The organism is Rhizobium metallidurans (assembly GCF_014196505.1).
In the GTDB taxonomy this organism is placed as follows: domain Bacteria; phylum Pseudomonadota; class Alphaproteobacteria; order Rhizobiales; family Rhizobiaceae; genus Rhizobium; species Rhizobium metallidurans.
In genome coordinates this window covers 17,634-35,785 of the sequence record NZ_JACIDW010000014.1, presented here as the reverse complement: position 1 = coordinate 35,785, position 18,152 = coordinate 17,634, and the positions used below count along the sequence as shown (strand labels likewise).

The 18,152-nt window shown below is 59.3% G+C and carries 18 protein-coding genes; 8 read left to right on the top strand and 10 right to left on the bottom strand.

What is annotated here, in order from left to right:
- Positions 1-35 precede the first annotated feature (35 nt).
- From GGQ67_RS18535 to GGQ67_RS18495, 9 genes are all read right to left on the bottom strand, one after another.
- Complete coding sequence (locus GGQ67_RS18535) at positions 36-722, bottom strand: MOSC domain-containing protein (RefSeq protein ID WP_183901611.1); 687 nt, start codon at positions 720-722, stop codon at positions 36-38.
- Entirely contained in the window at positions 719-1,429 is a 711-nt protein-coding gene (locus GGQ67_RS18530; protein WP_183901610.1) for a glutamine amidotransferase, read from the bottom strand. The genes GGQ67_RS18535 and GGQ67_RS18530 overlap by 4 nt, the downstream gene beginning before the upstream one ends.
- A 1-nt stretch (position 1,430) precedes the next feature.
- Positions 1,431-2,054: a thioredoxin domain-containing protein gene (locus GGQ67_RS18525; protein ID WP_425503802.1), complete on the bottom strand. Its 624-nt coding sequence runs from the start codon at positions 2,052-2,054 to the stop codon at positions 1,431-1,433.
- A gap of 14 nt (positions 2,055-2,068) precedes the next feature.
- Positions 2,069-2,617 (bottom strand): carboxymuconolactone decarboxylase family protein, encoded by a 549-nt coding sequence (locus tag GGQ67_RS18520; protein ID WP_183901609.1) that lies wholly within the window; start codon positions 2,615-2,617, stop codon positions 2,069-2,071.
- A 207-nt stretch (positions 2,618-2,824) separates the two neighbouring features.
- Positions 2,825-3,505, bottom strand: a complete 681-nt coding sequence (locus GGQ67_RS18515; protein ID WP_183901608.1) for a MarR family winged helix-turn-helix transcriptional regulator — start codon at positions 3,503-3,505, stop codon at positions 2,825-2,827.
- Between the two features lie 255 nt (positions 3,506-3,760).
- Positions 3,761-4,696: a bifunctional methylenetetrahydrofolate dehydrogenase/methenyltetrahydrofolate cyclohydrolase FolD gene (gene folD / locus GGQ67_RS18510; RefSeq protein WP_183901607.1), complete on the bottom strand. Its 936-nt coding sequence runs from the start codon at positions 4,694-4,696 to the stop codon at positions 3,761-3,763.
- 3 nt (positions 4,697-4,699) lie between these two features.
- Complete coding sequence (locus GGQ67_RS18505) at positions 4,700-5,449, bottom strand: amino acid ABC transporter ATP-binding protein (protein WP_281393610.1); 750 nt, start codon at positions 5,447-5,449, stop codon at positions 4,700-4,702.
- A 9-nt stretch (positions 5,450-5,458) separates the two neighbouring features.
- Positions 5,459-6,145, bottom strand: a complete 687-nt coding sequence (locus tag GGQ67_RS18500; protein ID WP_183901606.1) for an amino acid ABC transporter permease — start codon at positions 6,143-6,145, stop codon at positions 5,459-5,461.
- Positions 6,142-6,900, bottom strand: a complete 759-nt coding sequence (locus GGQ67_RS18495) for an amino acid ABC transporter permease (RefSeq protein WP_183901605.1) — start codon at positions 6,898-6,900, stop codon at positions 6,142-6,144. Before GGQ67_RS18495 ends, GGQ67_RS18500 begins: the two co-directional genes overlap by 4 nt.
- A 334-nt stretch (positions 6,901-7,234) precedes the next feature.
- On the opposite strand from GGQ67_RS18495, the gene GGQ67_RS18490 reads away from it, so the two are divergent.
- Entirely contained in the window at positions 7,235-8,236 is a 1,002-nt protein-coding gene (locus tag GGQ67_RS18490; protein ID WP_183901604.1) for a LysR family transcriptional regulator, read from the top strand.
- Here the strand turns inward: GGQ67_RS18490 and GGQ67_RS18485 are convergent.
- Positions 8,224-9,204 carry an asparaginase gene (locus GGQ67_RS18485; RefSeq protein ID WP_183901603.1) on the bottom strand — a complete coding sequence of 327 codons (981 nt, stop codon included), beginning with the start codon at positions 9,202-9,204 and terminating at the stop codon, positions 8,224-8,226. The genes GGQ67_RS18490 and GGQ67_RS18485 overlap by 13 nt on opposite strands.
- A 184-nt stretch (positions 9,205-9,388) precedes the next feature.
- On the opposite strand from GGQ67_RS18485, the gene GGQ67_RS18480 reads away from it, so the two are divergent.
- The 7 genes from GGQ67_RS18480 to GGQ67_RS18450 all read left to right on the top strand — a co-directional run bounded on the left by GGQ67_RS18480 (position 9,389) and on the right by GGQ67_RS18450 (position 18,115).
- Positions 9,389-10,789: an aspartate ammonia-lyase gene (locus GGQ67_RS18480; protein ID WP_183901602.1), complete on the top strand. Its 1,401-nt coding sequence runs from the start codon at positions 9,389-9,391 to the stop codon at positions 10,787-10,789.
- Complete coding sequence (locus tag GGQ67_RS18475; protein WP_183901601.1) at positions 10,786-12,042, top strand: sarcosine oxidase subunit beta family protein; 1,257 nt, start codon at positions 10,786-10,788, stop codon at positions 12,040-12,042. The genes GGQ67_RS18480 and GGQ67_RS18475 overlap by 4 nt, the downstream gene beginning before the upstream one ends.
- Before the next feature lie 9 nt (positions 12,043-12,051).
- Positions 12,052-12,318 carry a sarcosine oxidase subunit delta gene (locus GGQ67_RS18470; protein ID WP_183901600.1) on the top strand — a complete coding sequence of 89 codons (267 nt, stop codon included), beginning with the start codon at positions 12,052-12,054 and terminating at the stop codon, positions 12,316-12,318.
- Positions 12,315-15,278, top strand: coding sequence for a sarcosine oxidase subunit alpha family protein (locus GGQ67_RS18465; RefSeq protein WP_183901599.1), 2,964 nt, complete (start codon positions 12,315-12,317; stop codon positions 15,276-15,278). The genes GGQ67_RS18470 and GGQ67_RS18465 overlap by 4 nt, the downstream gene beginning before the upstream one ends.
- Positions 15,271-15,804 (top strand): aminomethyltransferase family protein, encoded by a 534-nt coding sequence (locus GGQ67_RS18460; protein WP_183901598.1) that lies wholly within the window; start codon positions 15,271-15,273, stop codon positions 15,802-15,804. The genes GGQ67_RS18465 and GGQ67_RS18460 overlap by 8 nt, the downstream gene beginning before the upstream one ends.
- 39 nt (positions 15,805-15,843) lie before the next feature.
- Positions 15,844-16,728: a formyltetrahydrofolate deformylase gene (gene purU / locus GGQ67_RS18455; protein ID WP_183901597.1), complete on the top strand. Its 885-nt coding sequence runs from the start codon at positions 15,844-15,846 to the stop codon at positions 16,726-16,728.
- A 79-nt stretch (positions 16,729-16,807) separates the two neighbouring features.
- Complete coding sequence (locus tag GGQ67_RS18450) at positions 16,808-18,115, top strand: amidase (RefSeq protein ID WP_183901596.1); 1,308 nt, start codon at positions 16,808-16,810, stop codon at positions 18,113-18,115.
- The last annotated feature ends 37 nt before the right edge of the window (positions 18,116-18,152 follow it).

Sequence of the window (18,152 nt, the reverse complement as noted above, 5' to 3'; positions counted from 1 at the left end):
TCGGCCACGTCCCGATGGCGGGATGATCGGCAGGCCTAGCCACCCATCAATCTCCTGTCCCAATCTTCGACCGCGCCACTGTCCAGCCGGCGTGCCGCAAGCGTGCGCCAGTTCTCCGAGAGGTGATCGAGCGCGGAAATGCCCACCAGTTCGCTCCGATTGAGCGTATCGACGTAGAAGGCGCGCCATATCCGGCCGATCGTCCATTCGGGCGAGATGCGATCGACAAGGGTCAGGTGATCGGCAGGCGCGACAATGCCGGGTCTCAGGACGCGATAGTACCAGCCGGTGCGGCCGGTCGCCTGCACGGCGCGTGCCATCGTCTTGCGCCCGAAGCGCTCGTTGAGACGCCAGCAGGGCTGTCTGCCCTGACTGACTTCGACGATTGCACTTCCAAGCTCGAATAGGTCGCCGATCGCAATATTTTCCTCGGTCAGCCCAAGCGTGGAGATATTCTCGCCAAATGCTCCCGGTGTCGCCAGCATGGGATCAGCGCCAAGGTCGCGCGACCAGGCGGCATAATGTTCGAACGGATAATGATGGATCGCCTTTTCCGGGCCACCATGCCTTTCACGGTCACCCTGCATGTCGCCATCCAATCCCGCAGCCGTCAGCGCGACGGCGGATATCACTTCGGTCTTGGCAATGCCACTCTGCACCTGGCGCGGGCCAAGCGGCGCCAGAGCCCCGACCCGAAGGCTTCGGATTGGGGTCGCTTTCATGGCCGAGGCGCCAGGCCAGCTAGCCAATCTCGAAACATCAGCATCGCTGCCGCACGCAGGCGCGGGCCAAATTCCTCCGCGTCACGCCGCAATGCGGAAATGTCGATACCGCCTGCGGCGAGCTCATGGGCGTGTCCGACCAGCCAGCGCTCAAAGCGTTCATCGAGCGACGCCTCCGGATGGAACTGCAGACCAAGCACGCTCGGGCCAAGCGAGAACGCCTGCTGCTCGACCTGCGCTGATGAAGCAAGGTTCACTGCACCGATCGGAAGTCCATAAGTATCGCCGTGCCAATGCAGCACCGGGATGTCGGTGAGATGGTTAAGCGGGCTTGTCATCCCCATTTCCGTCAGGGAAAGCCTAGCGAAGCCGATCTCCTTCAAGCCCGTCGGGAACACCTTCTCGCCAAGAGCCGATGCGATAAGCTGGGCACCGAGGCAGATGCCAAGGATCGGCAGGTTCGCGGTCAGCCGGGTGCGAATGAATTCGCGTTCCCGGGCCAGAAATGGATAGAGGTGATCCTCGTAGACGCCGATCGGACCGCCGAGGACCACGAGAAGATCGGGCTGGAGGGGATCGCTCCGCACGAAATCGGGTTCGCCGACATCGCAATAGCGTACGGCATAACCCGTTTCCTCCAGGACCTCGGCGAAACATCCAAGGTCTTCGAAATGTAGATGGCGCAAGACAAGGGCAGTATTTGGCATGTCAACCTCGCGCGCCTTCCATTGTTATCGGCGTCATCACGCAGCGCCCGCTGCCGCAGTCCTGCTCCGCCCGATCTGGAGAGGCCACAAGCTCATCAGGAACTTGTGCTGCAAGCGCCATGGCAATGCGAAAACCGACCGCCAGGTCCTCCTCGACACCGAAAGCCTGGTGGAGGATCGTGCCGTCTCGTCCGATGAGCACCGAGGATGGCGTTCCACGAAACCCGTAGCGACGCATGGTCAGCGGCACGTCGTCGCCGTCTTCGGCAACATCGACGCCGACCGGCGAGGTCAATCGATATTCATGCAGGAAGGCTTTGAGCGTCGTTGGCGACATGGCGGCGTGATGTTCGAAGACGGTATGGAGGCCGATGACCGTCAGGTCGGTTTGACCAAACAGACGCTCGATGCGTTTGACCTGCGGGATTGCGTCGGTGACGCAGCCGGGGCACAGGAGCTGAAAGGTGTGCAGGAAGATCGGCCGGCCGCGTAGCGCTGCAAGCGTAAGCGGTTTGGAGACGTTGAACCATTCGCTGACGGCGAGCTCCGGCGCGAGCCGATGGGTAGCGGTTGACATTTTCTGATCCTTTTCGACGAACGTCGGGCGGACCGGACGACGGTCCACCCGACGGTGAGTGTTTAGCGTGCGACGCGCGTCAGCTTCACGCCCGGAAAGTCGACCGGAACATCGAGTGCCACGTTGATGTAGTTGGTGAACAGGTTGAGGGCGACCTGGGCGATCACTTCAACGATTTCCTCGTCGTCCAGGCCGGCATTGCGCAGTGCATCGACATCGGTGGTCGCAAGGTCGCCACGGTCCTCCACGACCTTGAGCGCAAACCGGAGCACTGCCGCGGTCTTCGGATCACTCGATCGCCCCGCTTGTGCCTCGGTCATATCCTCGGCCGTCGCGCCTGCCTTGCGACCCAAAGCCGTGTGCGCAGCGAGGCAATAATTGCAGTTATTGCGGTCGGCGATCGCCACGGCGATCTGCTCGCCAAGCTTGGCGCCAAGCTTGCCTCCGCCGAGCGCCCCGAAGGATCCCCACATGCTGGCGAGAGCGGCCGGCGAGTTCGCGACTGCCTTGAACATGTTGGGAACAACGCCGAAGGCGTCGTTGATCTGCGCGAGGTGTTCGCCGACCATGCTTGTTGCGTTTACGGGGTCAATAAGAGTAATTCTGCTCATGTTCTTTCTCTCTGTTAGCCTGGAGGGGAGAATAAGCCGGTTCGTCGATTGCAGTCGGCGGACCGGCGCAACAAGGATCGCCTGACAGAGCTCAATTTTCTCTTTGGTTTTGAGCTTGGCGAGAACGACCTTGAAGATGTTGAATTCGGTTCATGGCCCGGCGCCCGGGCCGATCGGTGGATCAGACTTCAATACGCGGCACGATGGCTATTCCTCACGGTTTCCTGGCCCTGGTGCCGGTGATGCCTTTTCAAAGGCAGCCCAGGCGGCTGCCCGGGTCACGAGATCGGCTTCACGATGATCGCGGCAATCGACGCGGATCTCGGGCTGACCAAACGGCGCATCCACGAAATGACAGTGATGCGGTCGTCGGCTGTCGGGATGCGCATAAGGGGAGAAAAAGCGGCAGGTCACGCACATGCGCTGGACGGGGATGGAGTCGCGGACCTGCAAATGCCTGATCATTTTGATCAGGGAAATGAGCAGATCCTCCTGTTCGCGGGCATCAAGCGCGTCTACGGCCGCCGCGGCGAGACCATCGTCGGCTTCGTCTGTCGCAAGAACGTCGGAACCTTGCGAGGTCAGGGTGATGCAAACTGCCCGCCCGTCTTTGGGATCGGGGGCTTTCCTCAGGTAGCCTTTGCGCTCGAGTACGTTGATCGAGTCAGTCGCCGTGGGCTGCGAAACTCCGAGATGCGACGCGATCTCCTTGACCGTAAGGCCGGTTGCCTCCCGGGCCGCCAGCAAGGAAAGAATCGCAACCTGGGTGGGATTGAGGCCGGCCGCCTTCGCGATATTCCAGTCATCGACCCGCATCACCATGGCGATGCGTGAAAGGCCCTCGCGAATGCGGTAATTGAGCGAATGTGGGTTCTTGGGCGTTTCCATGTGTCTTTTATATAGGAGTCCTATTTAAAAGCAACAGAGTTTTTCGGACCCTCGTGAACCGTCAACCGGCGCGGAATGTTGAGAGCGTATCGGCGTTCAATATTGGGTTTGCCGCAATCTCGATGACATCAAGGCGCTCCGACAATGCGTGCCTCGGGCAGATCCAACTTCCCGCGTCCATACACCTGCCGCTTGATGGTGGCCGGGCGAGATGGCGCGTCCAATGTCACGCGGGGAAAAGCCTGTGACGTTTCCTCAGCTTGCCTGCTTGAACTCACGAATAATCCCGACGCCTTCCGCAAGCGAAAAGCCGATCTCTTCGGGTTCGGGGATGCTTTTCGCACGGCAGAAGGCTGTCAGCGTATTGAAGAGAAGGCAGGCTATCGTCATCGGCCCGACCCCGCCTGGCACCGGAGTGATCGCGCCGGCTACCAACGAGGCTGATTTGAAGTCCACGTCCCCAACCAGCTTGGTCGTGCCGTCGCGCTCGACCCGGTTGATGCCAACGTCGATAACCGTTGCTCCTGGTTTGATCCAATCGCCGGGTATCATTTCAGGTCTGCCGACCGCCATCACAAGGATGTCCGCACGACGGCAATGGCCTTCAAGATCTTCGGTGTATCGGTGCGCCATTGTAACGGTGCAATCGTCAGCCAGAAGCAGCTGCGCCATCGGCTTGCCAACGATGTTGGAGCGCCCCACAACCAGAGCGTTCTTGCCGCTGAGCGAACCGAAATGGTCCCGGAGCATCATGATGCATCCAAGAGGTGTGCAGGGCAACATCGCCTTCTGCCCTGTACCAAGCATTCCGACGTTGGACACGTGGAACCCATCGACGTCCTTTGCGGGCTCGATCGCGTTGATCACCTTCTCGGCGTTGATATGTCGAGGAAGGGGCAACTGCACGAGAATCCCATGAACTCTATCGTCGGCGTTCAGTTGCGCGATCAACTTCAACACTTCCGCCTCGGAGGTCGCGGAACCAAGCGTATGCTTGAAGGAAGCCATGCCCGTTTCGATCGTCTGCTTGGACTTATTGCGAACGTAAACTTCGGAGGCTGGATCTTCTCCCACCAGGATCGTTGCAAGACCCGGAACGACTCCCAGTGAGGATTTGATGTCGGCGACCTGTAGGCTGATGAAATCGCGAAGCCTTTTGGCAAAGGCCTTTCCGTCGATCAAAACGGTCATGGATCAGAGCACCTTGGAAAGAAATTCTTGGGTACGATGATCGCTTGCCTTCGTGAAGAAATCCGCGGGCGGCGCGTGTTCGACGATGACGCCCTTGTCCGTGAAGTATACGTGGTCGGCGGCTTCGCGGGCAAAACCCATTTCATGTGTCACCAGGATGCATGTCATGCCGTCTTCCGCAACCTTTCGAACGGCGGACAGGACCTCTTTGACCATTTCAGGATCGAGCGCCGCGGTGACTTCGTCGAAGAGGATCACTTCCGGCTCCATGCATAGCGCTCGCGCGATAGCCACGCGCTGCTGCTGGCCGCCAGACAACTCGCCAGGATAGGAGGAAGCCTTGTCCGGAAGACGCATGTCCGCAAGCAGCTTGCGCGCCCGTTCCTCAACCTGCTTGCGGGGCTGTTTCAGCACCTGAATCGGTGCCATGGCCACGTTCTCAAGCACCGACTTGTGCGGGAAGAGATTATACTGCTGGAATACCATACCCACCCGATGACGAAGCTTGACCGGGTCGAGCTTCGGATCGCTTACGGAAATGTCACCGACCCGTATGGTTCCTTCGTTGATCGGTGTGAGGCCGTTGATCGTGCGAAGGATAGTGGATTTTCCCGATCCCGAAGGACCGATTATAGCCACCACCTCGCCCTTGCGAATGTCCATATCGATGCCCCGAAGGACTTCAAAAGTGCCGAACGACTTACGGACATTGCGCAGCGAGATAAGCGGTTTAGCGTTTGAATTCATGGTCATGTCAGCACCTCATTTCGTGCGGAAGCGGCGTTCGAGCACCAACGAAAGTCGATTGATCGGCCAGGTGTAGAGGAAGAACATAATGAGTAGGGCGAGATACATGGGTATCAGCGTGCTAGAGTCGCCCTGAGCTTGGACGGCGGCCTGGGTTCTTCCCAGAGCTTCCTCCACACCAACGATCATCGAGAGAGGCGTCGCGGTGAGCAGAAGCGCATAAAGGTTCATCCAGGGCGGTAGCATCCGGCTGAAGCACTGCGGCAGGATGATCTTGAAGAGGGTCGTGCGACGGTTGTATCCGAGTGCCTCTGCCGCCTCCCACTGGCCCCCAGGGATGGAATTCACCGACCCGCGGACGATCTCCGAGAAGTTTGCCGCGACGGGAAAGGAAAAGCCTACCGTTGCTCGAAGCCAGCTCGGCAGCTGGATCGTAGCTCCCCAAACGGTAATTTGGTATGGCATCAGGAAGATGCAGTAGAACAGCAGGACCAGCCAGGGGGCGTTCCGAAATAGTTGCGTCGCCAGTTTGGAAGGCACGCCAACAACCGCGCTCGGCGAGATCTGGCCGAAACCGAGAAAGGTCCCAACCACAGTACCGATCATGATTGCGAGCACGCTCATAAGGATATTCAGGAGAAAGCCCTGCAAGACAAAGGGCATCCACTCAACGACCGTTGCGAGAAGATTTGTCTGGTTCATTTTCCGTCTCCGAGACCGAACCCAGGCAGGCGCATTGCCGCCTCGACCCTATTGATGATGAAGACGACGGCTCCCGTGAGCACCAGGTAGATGACCAGCATCACGTTCATCATCTCGATCGTGTTCAGGGAGTCAGACCAGATCTGATTGGAGGCGTAGAGTAACTCCGCCACGCCGACGGCGTAGGCGACCGTGGTTGCCTTGGTGAGGTCGACCAGATTATTCGCCAAGGACGCGAAGGAAAAGCGTAGGGCCAGCGGAACCGTCACCGCGAAAAATGCCTGGCGCCTCCCGTAACCGAGGGCATAAGCGGCCTCGTCGTAAGACTTGTGGACGGCGCCGATTCCCGCACGGAAAGTTTCCGTATTGAACGCTCCGGAGTAGAGCGAGAGAGCAATAACCGCCCAGGCAAAGCTGCCGATGAGAGGCTGCGGCAGGCCGATCTCGTTTCGCCCTACCGGCATGATGCTGCCGATGGCGAAATAGAAGAAGTACATCTGGACGATCAGTGGCGTATTGCGAAAAAGAGCGACATAGCCCCGCACGAGCGCAGCTGCGGGTCCTTTGCTCAGCGTCAAGATCGCAGCACAAGCGGCGCCGATGACGATCGAGAAGAAGGTACTGGCCGCGATGAGCAGCAGCGTATTTCCCAGGCCGGTGATGAACCGATCGAAGTCGAAGGCGTCATAGAAGATCGTCAGGTTGATCCCGGATCCCGCGAGCTCTCGGAAGAAGGTTTGAATTTGAGTGATCATGCTTGGATCCTCTGGTTTGTCTGGAATGGCTTGCGCCGGACCATTTATAATCCAAGGATCAGATGGCGTGATCGTTCAGGGCATGCGGCTTGTTTAGACTGCCGAATTGGTAGAAAGCCCCGGAGTGAGAACCCGCGGCCAGTTGGTTGGTTAAATTGCTCATGTCGTTCCCCTGTCAAAAGTTGTTGAAGCGCATCCGCCCCAGCGTTTTTGTTATTATGGTATGAGCTGACGAACTGCGCTGAGTGAAATGTCACGAATATCAAGCGTTGCATCAATGCATATTCGATAGTAGTAATGGAATTACTGAAACCATTAAGCCAGGCGAATACATATGCCCTTGCCAGATCTTCACGCGCTCGAAATTGCCGCAGTCGTGATCGAAGAGGGAAGCATGAGCGCTGCCGCCTCTCAACTTGGCATGACGCAGTCCGCGGTGTCCCAAGCAATGAAGCGGGCCGAGGCACAGGTCGACGTAACCTTGGTGCATCGGGACAGAAGGCCGCTTGTGGCGACGGAGGCGGGTCGTGTTCTGGTCGCGCACATTCGCGAAATTTCACTGCGGGCAGAGCGCGCGATCGAGGAAGTTCGAGCGACGGCCTTGCGACCGGAGCGACAGGATTTACGCTTGGGCATGGTGGACACGTTCGCGTCGGCCGCCGGCCCCGTACTGATCCGCCATCTCATGGAGGGTTCCGTCGCACTCCGGGTCACCGCCTTTTCCGGCTTGACCCAATCGCATACCGACGCCCTGATGCGCCACGAGATCGATGCCGCGATCACGTCGGACCCTATGGACGAGCTCGACGAACTCATGCGGTTCCCGCTGTACAGGGAGCCTTTCGTTCTGGTGGCGCCGGTTGCTTGGGGGGATGCGCTTCGCGGGTTGCCGTTGCGAGACGTTTTGTTCGATCACCCGCTTATTCGCTTCAGCGCACGCTCACATATGGGAGCTCAGGTCGAACGTCATCTCCGGAGACTTCGGATAGAGCACCCCCAGGTCCTTTCCTTCGATTCATCGGATTCGCTTCTTGCGATGGTTGCTGGCGGGGTAGGCGTTGCAATCACGACACCGCTTTGCCTTCTTCAGGGCGCGATACATCTCCCATCAGTCTCTGTACTTCCCCTGCCAAGCCCGGGTTTCTCACGCGAGCTGACCCTCGTGACGAGACGGGGAGAGTTCGATACTCTCGGGCCGCGCGTTGCCGACGCAGCAAGGGAAATGCTGGAACGGCATACACTTCCGCTTATCGTCAATCACATTCCGTGGCTGGCCGCTTCCGCGCAGGAGATGATCTGGCGCGCCCCACCTCTGGAAAGCGATCAGAGCGAGTGAAAAAGCCCCGCGATTTCTGAAGACGTGTCCCCACGAGCAAGGCATAGCGCAAGCAGGATGCGGGCTTTCTGAGGGCTCAAGTCATTGCCAGCTATGATGCCGAGCGACTGATGGTGTTTTCCATCGACAACGAGCCCTGCCCCTGTTCGGGCCGACTGGATGACGACCACCCCTCTTTTGACGGCATCGGCGAGTAGTTCTATTTCCGAGGGCGTACCCATTCCCGGTCCGAATCCGGCTGAAACAATTCCTTTAGCCCCCGCCGCCACGAAAGCGGCAATCGCCACTCCGTCGCATCCGACGTAGCTGTACGATATATCGACTCTGGGAAGGCTTCGCAGGGCTTGACGGTCGAACCCGCCTCGAAGCCGCTGGCAATATTCTCCCATGCGGACGTGCGGACCGTCGACATATCCGATCGGTCCATGCCAAGGAGATTGAAACGCATTGAGACGAAGCGTGTGTCCTTTGGTCACCCGCCTTGGTGAATGGATCTCGTCATTGACGACCACGACCACCCCGATATCGGACCGTCCGCTTGCGGCAACGCGAATTGCGGCAGCCAGATTGGCATTCGCGTCGCTTGATATGCCCGTCAATGGCCGCATCGAACCCGTGATCACAACGGGTATGTGAAGATCAAGCACCAGTGAGAGGGCCCAGGCTGTCTCTTCGAGGCTCGCGGTTCCGTGGCCGATCACGATCCCGTCCACGGTCTCGTCGCGGGCGACATCATGGCAAAGATCCGCCAAGTCCGCCCAGTCGTCCATCGTGATCGCCGTGCTGTCGATCCGCCGAAAATCAATGGGGACGAGATCGGCGACAATGCCGTCAATGCCGATGCGTTCGATCAATGATTTTGCATCGATCCGTTGATCACTCGCGTTGTAATCAAGCAAGTCGAACTGGTCCGATCCAATCGAAGCGATTGTTCCGCCAGTTCCAATGAATGCGATTTTGCGAAGCATGCACCCCTCCAGTTCCCTGCTGTCCTCATACTTGGCACAAGCGAGGCCAAGCAAGGCAAACAGCTGAACATTAGATGAAATAATGCAGTCTAGTGAATTGGCTTAAGTGGCGCTTATTCGATTTAAAACCGATCAGGGTTTTGCAATGCTTCGGGCACGATTTGAAAGGACCTGAGGAACTCCCATGGCCCATACCAGAACAGATACCGACAGCCTTGGATCGCGGGTAATTCCCGCTGGCGCGCTCTATGGCGCCTCCACTCTTCGTGGGCAGGAGAACTTCGACATCTCCTTCCACAAGCTCGGGGATGCTCCCGAACTGCTCAAGGCTCTGGCACGCATCAAGCGAGCTGCCGCGGCCGCGAACCGTGATCTGGGCATACTGCCTGACGATATCGCCGCGGCGATCATCGAGGCATCCAAGGAAATCGAGCAGGGACAGCACTCCGAGCAATTTATCGTCGACCTTCTCGAGGGGTCGGGCGGAACCTCGATCAACATGAACATCAACGAGGTGATCGCCAACCGGGCGCTGCAACTTCTCGGAGACGACCCAGGCAACTATGGTCGTGTCCACCCGAACGATCACGTGAACACCGGGCAGTCGACCAACGACGTGCTTCCCGCCGCGGTCAAGCTCGCGGTATACGACAAGGCGCAGTCGCTTATCGAGGCATTGGGCCATCTCTCTTCGCGTCTGCGTGAGCGAAGCGATGCCTTCGCAGATGTTCTTCGCATCGGCCGAACATGCATGCAGGCCGCCCAGCCCATGCGGCTCGGTCAGGCGTTCGGTGGATACGCTGCGTCTATCGGGCGGCTCGAGAAAAAGTTGCAATGCGTAAGGGACGAAATGCTCGTTCTGCCATTGGGCGGAACAGCGATCGGGACCGGTCTCGGATCCGCTCCTGGATATCGCAGCGCCGTCTACCGACATCTCAAGGACATCGTGGGCGCGAACGTCCGTCCCGGCGACGACATGTTCGACGCGATGCAGAACGCCGACGCGTTTGCCCGCGTATCCTCCGAGATCCGGATCTGTGGCGAAGTCATCGGCAAGATCGCATCCGATCTCATCATACTGTCTTCGGGGCCGAACAGTGGCGTGGGGGAACTGAAGCTTCCGTCCGTCCAGCCCGGCTCGTCGATCATGCCAGGCAAGGTAAACCCGGTCTTGCCGATGATGATGCAGCAAGTTGCCTTCGCGGTCGTTGGCAACGACGCCGCCGTGTCTCTGGCGGCACTGCATGGCCAGCTCGAGATCAATCATTTCGAGCCTGTCATCGCGTCGCGGCTGTTCGACTCGATCGAGCTTCTGGCGAACTCCACGATGATCTTCGCTGATAAGTGCATCGCGGGGATCGAGGCCGATCAGGAACAGTCCCTGAAAAACCTGCTTCAATCATCAGCTCTCGCGACAGTTTTCGTGCCGAAGCTCGGATACTCGGAAGTCTCCAAGCTCGTCCAGGAATCGTTGAAAGAGCGCCGTCCATTCATTGATCTGGCAATTGAGCGCGGGCTCTTGAGCCACGACGAGGTGCTTAGGGTCGTACGTGAAAGCACCGACTATCGCGAGGAGTTCGTATGAGCCACTATTCCGCCCTCTCAATCTTGCGCCATGGCTTGAGTGGCAACAAGCACTGGACACGCGCGTGGCGTGATCCGGCGCCCAAGCCGAGCTACGACGTAATCGTGGTTGGCGGTGGTGGCCATGGCCTTGCGACAGCTTATTATCTCGCCAAGGAACACGGTATCCGCAACGTGGCGGTGCTCGAAAAGGGTTGGCTCGGCGGTGGCAATACCGGACGAAACACAACCATTGTCCGCTCAAATTACATGATGCCTGGCAATACGATGTTCTACGAGCGCTCAATGCAGCTCTGGGAGAACCTCAGTCAGGACCTGAACTACAATGTGATGATCTCCCAGCGCGGTCAGTACAACCTTTGCCATTCTCCCGCCCAGATGGACGCGGCGCGGCGCCGCGGCAATATCATGCGTGCGAACGGCATTGATGCGGAATTGTTCGACCGTGCGGAAGTGATGCGCCGCATACCGTATCTCGACTACTCGGCGAATGCGCGCTTTCCTGTGCATGGGGCGATTTACCAGTCGCGCGCTGGCACGGCACGTCACGACGCCGTTGCCTGGGGCTTCGCCCGCGGAGCCGATAAGCACGGTGTCGATCTGATCCAGCAGTGCGAAGTGACCGGATATATCTGGGACAAGGGCGCTATCGTGGGTGTTGAAACCACCCGTGGTCCGATCCGGGCGAAGAAGGTTGCGCTCGCGGTCGCCGGACACACTGGTCATCTTGCCCAGAAGGCTGGCCTGCGCCTTCCCATCGAAACACATGTCTTGCAGGCTTTCGTCACCGAGCCCCTCAAGCCGCTTGTAGACAGCGTGATTTCCTATGGCGCGGCACACTTCTACATCAGCCAGTCGGACAAGGGCGGTCTCGTACTCGGCGGCGACCTCGACGGTTTTAACTCCTACGCACAGCGCGGTGGATTGCCGATCGTCGAGCACACGCTGCACAGCGCCAAATCGCTCATGCCTTCGCTGTCGCGTCTGAGGCTGCTTCGTCATTGGGCTGGCGTCATGGACATGTCGATGGATGGATCGCCAATCATCGGGAAAATGCCCGTCGACGGCCTCTGGCTGAACGGGGGCTGGTGCTACGGCGGCTTCAAGGCCACGCCGGCTTCCGGCTACTGCTTCGCATGGACGATCGCCAAGGGCGAACCTCATCCAGACAACGCGGAATTCACGCTCGAGCGCTTCGAACGCGGCTATCAGATCGACGAAAAGGGCGTAGGCCCGCAACCAAACGCCCACTGAGGTTCCAAGATGCTCAGAATTACCTGCCCCGTCTGTGGAACGAGGGACGAGACCGAATTTACCTACGGTGCCGATGCAACCATCCGCCGTCCGGCTATGGACGAAACCGATCCAAAGGCCTGGCTCGACTATGTGTTCAAACGCGACAACCCGCGCGGCCCGCACAAGGAATACTGGCACCATGTGACGGGGTGCCGACAGTGGGTGGTCGTGGACCGCGACACCCTCACTCATGAAATATCCGGATCCTATCTTGCTCGTGAGGTGGTAGCATGACCGCTCGCAGACTTCCTTCAGGCGGGCGTATCGACCGCAAGCGCACTGTAACAGTCCAGTTCGACGGCCGTTCTTTCTCCGCGCATCCCGGCGACACCCTGGCATCCGCGCTTCTCGCCGGCGGGCAGAAGATACTTGCGAGGAGCTTCAAATACCACCGTCCACGTGGTGTTATGGCCGCAGGTGTTGAGGAGCCGAATGCACTCGTGCATCTGCGCGACGGCGCCCGCCATGAGCCAAACGCTCAAACCACCATGGTGGAGGTCTTCGATGGTCTGGTCTCCACGCCTCAGAACGCGTGGCCCAGCCTCGCCTTCGACGTTGGCTCGGTCAACGGAGCGCTTTCCCGCTTCTTTGGCGCCGGTTTTTATTACAAGACGTTCATCGGACCGTTCAGCGGCACAAAATTCTGGATGCTCTGCGAGCAGGTTATCCGGAACGCGGCGGGAATGGGCAGGGCAACCACGCTCGACGATCCCGACCTTTACGAGAAAATCAACGCGTTCTGTGATGTCCTGATCGTCGGGGCCGGCGCGGCTGGCCTGGCGGCAGCGCTTGCCGCGGGTCGCAAGGGCGACGACGTCGTTCTGGTCGAACAGGACCATGAGCTCGGCGGCTCACTCCTGAACGAGGTCGCTGGCAACATTTCCGACAACTGGTTGCGAAATGCCGTCTCCGAACTTCAGGACATGCCCAACGTGCGTATCCTGCAGCGAACCACGGCGTTCGGCGCCTATGACAGCGAAGTGTTCGGACTGGTCGAGCGCCTTCAGGATCATGTTCGCGTGCCGGAGGCCGGCAAGCCGCGGCAGCGATACTGGCTCGTTCGGACGAAACGTGCGGTGCTTGCCACCGGTGCTATCGAACGCCCGATGGTATTCGCTGGCAACGACGTGCCTGGCGTCATGCTGGCGTCCGCCGTTCGAAAATACCTGAATCGCTTTGCCGTGCTCGTCGGCGACAAAGTCCTCGTCGCGACCAACAACGACAGCGCCTACACCGTAGCCATCGACCTCGCGAAGGCGGGTGCGCGCGTGACGCTATGCGACATTCGCAACACTGGTCCGGAGAAACTGTCCAGCGCGGCAAAAGACGCGGGCATCACTCTCTACAAGGGCTATGGTGTTCTGAAGGCCGAAGGCGGCAAGGGTGTACGTGGGGCCCTGATCGTTCCCGTCGACAATCAAGGCAGGGCCTCTGGCAAGTCGATCCTCGTCGACTGCGACATCGTCGCGACATCGGGAGGCTGGGCGCCCGCGCTTCATCTGTGGAGCCAGCGGTTTGGCAAGCCCCAATATCAGGCCGAGCTAGACGCATTCCTGCCACCCGTTGAGAAGGGTGCGTTCACTTGCGTCGGCTCGCTTGTCGGTGCTCAGTCAACCGCGGTTGCTATCTCGCAGGGGCATGCCGCTGGCGGCAATGTTGGCTCGTCGGTCGCCTTGGCTGGCGCGGACGACTTCTGGGGCCGTGGGTTGACGCCGACGACGGTCATTTCGAACGCCGATGGAAGCACCCCCGGTAAAGCCTTCGTTGACTTCCAGCATGACGTGAAGCTGGCGGATATCGACCAAGCTCATCTTGAGGGATACGTCTCGGTCGAGCACCTGAAACGCTACACGACATCAGGCATGGCGGCCGATCAAGGCAAGACGTCCAATCTCAATGCGCTTGCCAGAATGGCGTCTCTGCGTGGAATGGACATCCCCAACGTCGGCACGACGACATTTCGTCCGCCGTTTACCCCTGTCGCGATCGGCGCGATCGTAGGACACGATCACGGCATCCATTTCCGGCCGACACGGCTCTCGACGATCCATGATTGGCACAAGGAGAACGGCGCGGTAATGATCGAAGCAGGCGCTTGGCTGCGCCCTTGGTATTATCCTGGCGCGCGTGAATCCTTGCGCGACGCCTACATCCGGGAGGCAGCTCACGTTCGTGAACACGTTGGCATCGTGGACGTCTCCACGCTTGGCAAGATCGCCGTGCAGGGACCGGACGCTGCCGAATTCCTCAACCGCGTCTATGCGAACGGTTTCAAGACGCTGGAGATCGGTCGCCTTCGCTACGGGGTCATGCTTCGTGAAGACGGCTTTGTTCTGGACGACGGAGCGACCGCACGGATCGCTCAGAACGACTATTTCATGTCGACCACGACCGCGAATGCGGCCAAGGTTCTCGCGCAGTCCGAACTTCTTCTCCAGACCGCATGGAAGGATCTGAAGGTCCATGTCACGACAGTGACGGATCAGTGGGCTGCTATCGCGATAGCGGGGCCGAAGTCCCGCTTAGTGCTCAGGGATGCGACCGGAGCCGACATCAGCAAGGAAGCGCTACCGAACAATCACTTCATCTACGTCACCGTGGATGGGGTCCCGTGCCGCCTGCACCGCATGAGCTACTCAGGCGAACTGGCCTACGAGATCTACATTCCGGCCAAGTTCGGCCGCAAGGTTTGGGAAGCCCTTGTGAGGGCGGGCGCGCCTCACAGCCTGAAGCCCTACGGGACGGAGGCAATGGGCGCTCTTCGTATCGAGAAGGGCCATGTCGCCGGTGCCGAAATCGAGGGCCGTACCACGATGAAGGACCTTGGACTGGAGGCGTTCGCTTCGAGCAAGAAGCCCTTTATCGGTTCGGTTCTGCGCAAGCGGCCGATTCTCGAGGATCCGACCCGGCCAATCCTGGTCGGACTTGAGATCGAAGGCGACGCGGGAGCAAAAGCAGGCTCGTTGCTGTTTGGACTCAACGTCCCCGCAAAGGGACACGGAGAGGGATGGGTTTCGTCCACCACCTATTCGCCGGCTCTCAAGAAGAACATCGCACTGGCCTTGCTCTCCAGGGGGCGTGAACGCGTAGGCGAAACAATCCAGGTGATCGATTTCGTCGGAAACCAGACGCTGCGGGCAAAGGTCGTCTCGCATCACTTCTTCGATCCTGAGGGGCATCGACAAAATGGCTAAGAAACACAACCTGCCGCTTCGCGGCGTCAACAGCGACGGTGCTGCCGTGTCGGTTCGAGAGGTCGATCTCGGTTACCTCGCACAGCTCGCCGGATGGGGCGATTTCGTCTCGGCGGCCGACAACATGTTGCGTGCGCAGGCTCTCGCCATTCCCGAGGATTACCGAACGCCCGTCCGGCGGGGAATGATGACGGTGTGGCGCATTGCTCCGGATCGCGTCCTTGTGCGTTCCGACGCGAAATTGGACTTCACCAGCACCGAAAGCGTCGTCGCACTCGATCTGTCGCACGCGCGAGTTTGCCTCGCACTCGAGGGCCCGGGCGCCGCTGGACTTCTCAGCCGCGTCATTGCGCTCGACTTTTCGGAAACGGCATTTCCGGTCGGCACGTTCGTGCAGACATCTCTGCACCATGTCGGCGTCCTCATCGAACGGACCGGCGAGCGCGAGTTCATGGCCTTCATCCCCACGACATGGGCTCGCTCTCTGACAGACCTGCTCGTTACACACCTAGCCATAGCGGCCTAGCAGGGCGCTCTCGAATATATGAAATAAGGAACGCCGCCAGTGGACAACTATGTTCTCACCGTGCACTGCGAAACGCGACGAGGCATCGTCGCTGCGATCGCGGGCTTTCTGGCCGAACACGGCTGCAACATCACCGACTCCGCGCAATTCGACGACCCACAGACGAAAAGGTTCTTCATGAGGATCACGTTCCGGTCTGAAACCGGAGCCGACCTCAAGACACTTCGAAGCAGCTTTGGTGCCGTAGCGGAGCCTTTTGCGATGGAGTCCGCGTTCCATGATGCCGCCCACCGGACCAAGGTTCTGCTTATGGTCTCCAACTTCGGTCATTGCCTCAACGACCTTCTCTATCGGTGGAAGATCGGCGCCCTGCCGATCGACATCGTTGGCGTGGTCTCGAACCATCTGACCTACCAGAAGGTGATCGTCAACAACGACATTCCCTTCCACCACATAAAGGTGACGAAGGAGAACAAGCCGGAATCCGAAGCCAGACTGATGTCGGTCGTCGAGGAGTCCGGCGCCGAACTTGTCGTGCTGGCACGCTACATGCAAATCCTGTCGGACGCTGTTTGCGAAAGAATGTCCGGCCGGATCATCAACATCCACCATTCGTTCCTGCCTTCTTTCAAGGGCGCAAATCCTTACAAGCAGGCGTATGATCGTGGCGTGAAGCTCATTGGAGCGACCGCCCACTACGTTACCGCCGATCTGGACGAGGGTCCGATCATCGAGCAGGATACGGTACGGGTGAATCACGCCCAGTCGGCGGACGACTACGTGTCGCTGGGGCGCGATGTCGAAGCCCAGGTTCTCGCACGCGCGATCCACGCCCACATTCACAATCGAACGTTCATCAACGGAAACCGTACCGTCGTCTTCCCTGCCAGCCCTGGAAGTTACGCCTCCGAACGGATGGGCTGAGCAGAAGCGGGCGGCGACGCGTGGTCGCCGCCCGGACGACCGCGCCTGGCAAAGTCATCTCGCATCGTGAAGGTAAGCAATGGAAACGTTTAGTGACATTCGTGAACGCTACCGGCAACGAACTCTAACCAGTGAAAGGCTGGTGCGCGACCTATTTGAGCGTATTGAGATGCTTGATCCGGAATTGGGATCTTTCAGCACGCTGTTCAAGGACACCGCAATTTCCGACGCCCGGAGGTTGGATGCCGAGTTCACGTCGGGCGCGGTCCGCGGCCCGCTTCACGGCATACCAATCGCTGTGAAGGACCTCGCCGATATCGAGGGGCATGTCACGACATTCGGCTCCCAATCCTTCGGTACGGCCCCGTCCGCCGGCGATGCCACGTTCATAGGACGCCTGAGAGATGCTGGCGCGATCATTCTCGGCACCACGCGAATGGTCGAGTTCGCTCTCGGGAGTTGGGGAACCAACACGTCCACGGGCACCCCTCGCAATCCGCTCGACAAGCACCGCTTCAGGATTGCCGGCGGCTCCAGCAGCGGTTCCGCCGTGGCTGTCGCCGCTGGGCTGGTCCCTGCTGCCATCGGGTCGGACACTGGGGGTTCAATCAGAATCCCCGCATCGCTTTGTGGCGTGACCGGATTCAAGTCGACCTTCGGTGCCGTGCCACTGGAAGGGGTCGCGTCCCTGTCGCCCACTCTCGACACCATTGGACCGATCGCGCGGTGTGTTGAGGACGTACGTGCCGTTCACCTTGTTCTCGCGGGCAAAGCCCAGGCCGGAGGTGCGGTGGCACCCGACCTCATCAATCTAGGAATTCTCGATCCTGCCCAGTATGGCGCTGTCGATCGGCGCATCTCGGTCGCTTTCGAAACGGCGATACACAGGATGAGAGACAGCTTCGCGTCCATGACCCCGTTTCGGCTCCCGCGAGGGTTGACCGATTATCAGGACATATCGAGCGCGGTGATCGCCTACGAAGCATATGCCAATCTTGGCTCGATTGCCTCGAATGCGGCTGCAATCATGGACGCCGATGTACGACATCGCGTGATGGCCGGATCAGGGATCAGCGCTGGAGAATACGACGATCTCAACCAAACGATCCTGGACGACAGACGTGACTTCCGGGATACTTTCGAACGCTTCGACTTCCTTGTTTCACCCACCACGCCAATCGGTCCGGTCGAGTTACACGAGGTCGATCAGGGAACGATCCCGATGTCACGCTTTACCAGATATGTGAACTACCTCGGCCTCTGCGCGGTCTCGATCCCGATCCCAACCGAAGGACAGTTTCCAGCCGGACTCCAGATCGTCGGCGCCGCGGGCGATGATCTCCGCCTGCTGCAGCTCGCGGAGATCATCGAAGCGAAGCTGGCTTAGCTGGGCAACAATCCCATCCATTTTCGATAGGAAAGAG